Source organism: Spirillospora sp. NPDC046719, assembly GCF_040645715.1.
GTDB lineage: Bacteria > Actinomycetota > Actinomycetes > Streptosporangiales > Streptosporangiaceae > Spirillospora.
On record NZ_JBEYYT010000714.1, the window covers coordinates 1 to 3256 of the forward strand.

Annotated in this window: 2 protein-coding genes; one reads left to right on the forward strand and one right to left on the reverse strand. The window is 75.8% G+C overall.

Annotated elements, in window-relative coordinates:
* Window positions 1–424, forward strand: a 424-nt coding sequence (locus ABZ914_RS49080; protein ID WP_500201476.1) for an ABC transporter ATP-binding protein C-terminal domain-containing protein, incomplete at its 5' end; no start/stop codon positions are given.
* Here ABZ914_RS49080 and ABZ914_RS49085 read toward each other — a convergent pair.
* Window positions 357–3256, reverse strand: a 2900-nt coding sequence (locus ABZ914_RS49085) for an acetyl-CoA carboxylase family protein (RefSeq protein WP_500201477.1), incomplete at its 5' end; no start/stop codon positions are given. The two genes, ABZ914_RS49080 and ABZ914_RS49085, sit on opposite strands and share 68 nt — an antisense overlap.

Here is a 3256-nt window from a genome sequence, read left to right on the forward strand (position 1 = left end):
GGCCCGCGTGGGGATCGCCGAGTTCGCCGACCTGCCGGAGCGGGACGTGCCGCCGGGCGTGGCGCGCCTGACCGGGCTGGCGCGCGCGCTGGCCGCCGAGCCCGCCGTGCTGCTCCTGGACGATCCGTGGGCGGACCTGCCGGAGCGCCGCGCCAGGGCGCTGGAGGTGCTGCTGCGTGATCTCGCCGCCGAGGGCGTCGCGGTGCTGGTCGCCGAGCGCGACCTGGAGCCGGTGCTCGGCGTGTGCGACGTCCTGCTCGTGCTGGACGGCGGCCGGGTCATCGCGGCCGGGCCGCCCGCCGAGGTCCGCGCCGACCCGTGCGTCCGGGCCGCCTACCTCGCGGGACCGGCCCCGGTCACCAGGTGTCCACCCAGCGCCGCGGCCGGTCCGCGGTGGGCGGTGCGGACGCGAACGCCGTGGTGACGAGCCGGCGGGTACCGGCCGGGTCGATCACGTCGTCCAGCTCGAACACGGTGGCGGCGTTGAGCGCCTTGCCGTGCTCGTAGGCGGCGGCGACCATCGTCTCGAACAGCGCCTTCGGGTCCTCGGCCGCCGCGAGCTCCTTGCGGAACCCGAGCCGGACGGCGCCCTCCAGGCCCATGCCGCCGATCTCGCCGGTCGGCCACGCGACGGTCGCGAGCGGCGCCTTGAACCCGCCGCCCGCCATCGCCTGCGCGCCGAGCCCGTAGCCCTTGCGCAGGACCACGGTGACGAGCGGGACGCTCAGGTTCGCGCCGGTGACGAACATCCGGCTGAAGTGCCGGACGGTCGCGGTGCGCTCGGCGTCCGGGCCGACCATGAACCCGGGGGTGTCGCACAGCGACACCACGGGCAGGCCGTGCGCGTCGCACAGCTGCAGGAAGCGGGCGGCCTTGTCGGCGGCGTCGCGGTCGATGGCGCCGCCGAGATGCGCCGGGTCGTTGGCGATGAGCCCCATGGGGCGGCCTTCGATCCGCACCAGCGCGGTGATGATCCCGACGCCGAACGCCCGCCGCAGCTCCAGCACCGACCCGGTGTCGGCCAGGTGCCCGATGACACGGCGGACGTCGTAGGCGCGCAGCCGGTTCTCCGGGATGACGTGCCGCAGGATCCGCTGGTCGTCGCACGTCCACTCGTCCGCCGGGCCCTGGAAGTAGGACAGGTAGCGGCGGGCCGTGTCGACGGCCTCCGCCTCGTCCTCGACGGCGATGTCGACGACGCCGTTGGGCTCCTGGTCGGCGATCGGGCCGATCTCCTCGGGGGCGAACACGCCGAGGCCGCCGCCCTCGATCATCGCGGGCCCGCCCATGCCGATGTTGGCGTCGCGGGTGGCGATGATGACGTCGCAGCAGCCGAGGAGGGCGGCGTTCCCGGCGAAGCAGCGCCCGGACGCGATCCCGACGGACGGGACGGCGCCGCTGAGCCGGCCCATGGCGTGGAAGGTCGTCACGTCGAGGCCGGACACCATCGAGGTGTCGGTGTCGCCGGGGCGCCCGCCGCCGCCTTCGGCGAACAGCACGACCGGGAGGCGGCGCCGCCGCGCGAGGTCGAGCATCCGGTCGGTCTTGCGGTGGTTGTGGTGGCCCTGCGTCCCGGCCAGCACCATGTAGTCGTAGGACATCACCACGGCCTGGCCGCCGTTGACGTCGCCGAGGCCGCAGACCATGCCGTCGGCCGGCGTGCGCTCGATGAGGTCGTCCAGGGACCGGCGCTGCCGCTGCGCCGCGATCGCGAGCGCGCCGTACTCCACGAACGTGCCGGGGTCGCAGAGATCCTCGATGTTCTCCCGCGCGGTGCGGTGGCCGCGCGCGTGCCGCTTGGCGACCGCGTCGGGACGGGCCGCGTCCAGCCCGATCTCGTGCCGCCGGATCGTCTCGGCGAGGTCGGCGCGGATCGCGTCGAGGTCGGCCTCGGCCTCGTCGTCGGCGTGGTCGCCGTCGGCCTCGGCGGGTTCGAGGAACAGCAGCGGCGCGCCCGCGGCGACGGTGGTGCCGGGCGCCGCGGCGAGGGCGCGGACGACGCCCGCCTCCCCCGCCCGGACGACGTGCTCCATCTTCATCGCCTCGAGGATCAGGACCGGCGCGCCCGCGCGGACGAGGTCCCCTTCGGCGGCCTCCACGCTCACCACCGTGCCCTGCATGGGCGCGGCCACCGCGACCGTGCCGGGCGGCGCGTCGGGCACCGCTGCGACGGGCGCGGCGGCCTCCTCCGTCGCGGGAACGTAGAACCGGCGGTGCTCACTGCGCAGCAGCTCCGGAAGGTGGTCGGCGAGGAACGAGGTGGTCACGCCGCCCGCGGTGAACTCGGGATGCCGCAGGACGCCCTGCAGCAGCGGGATGCTCGTCGCGACGCCCGCGATCTCGAACTCGCCGAGCGCGCCGTGGGCGCGGGCGGCGGCGGACGGCAGGTCCTCCGCGCGGGCGACGACCTTCGCCAGCAGCGGGTCGTAGCGGGGGCTGGTGCGGTAGCCGGGATGCCCGTAGGTGTCGACGCGGACGCCGGGGCCGGTCGGCGGCGCGAACGCGGTGAGGGTCCCGGCGTGCGGGTGCGGCGCGCCGTCCGCGCCGATCGTCTCGGTGTTGACGCGCACCTGGACGGCGCAGCCGTGCGCGGGCGGCGGCGCGGCGAGGCCGACCCCGGCGAGGTCCTCGCCCAGCGCGAGCCGGATCTGCGCCTTCACCAGGTCGACGCCGGTGACGTCCTCGGTGACGGTGTGCTCGACCTGAAGCCGCGGGTTGGCCTCCAGGAACCAGAACTCCTCGCCGGACACGAGGAACTCGAACGTGCCGAGGCCGTCGTAGCGGACGCGCGCGGCCATGCGGACGGCGGCGTCCAGCAGCGCGTCCCGCAGGTGCGGCGGCAGCGCGGGCGCGGGGGCGATCTCCACCAGCTTCTGGTTGCGCCGCTGGACGCTGCAGTCGCGTTCCCACAGGTGGGTGACGGCACCGGAGCCGTCGCCCGCGATCTGCACCTCGATGTGACGGGCGCGGGGCACGTGCTTCTCGGCGTACAGGTCGCCGTTCCCGAAGGAGGCGAGCGCCTCGGAACGGCACCGCTCGTACGCCTCCGCCATGTCGCCGGGCTCGGCGACGACGCGCATGCCGCGCCCGCCGCCGCCCGCCAGCGCCTTGAGCATCACCGGCCCGTGCTCGCGCGCGAACGCCTCGGCCCCGGCGGGCGTCACCGGTCCCGGCGTGCCGGGCGTCACCGGCACGCCCGCCTCGCGGGCGAGTTCGCGGGACCGGGGCGTAGATCGGAAGAGCGTCGGGGAGGGAA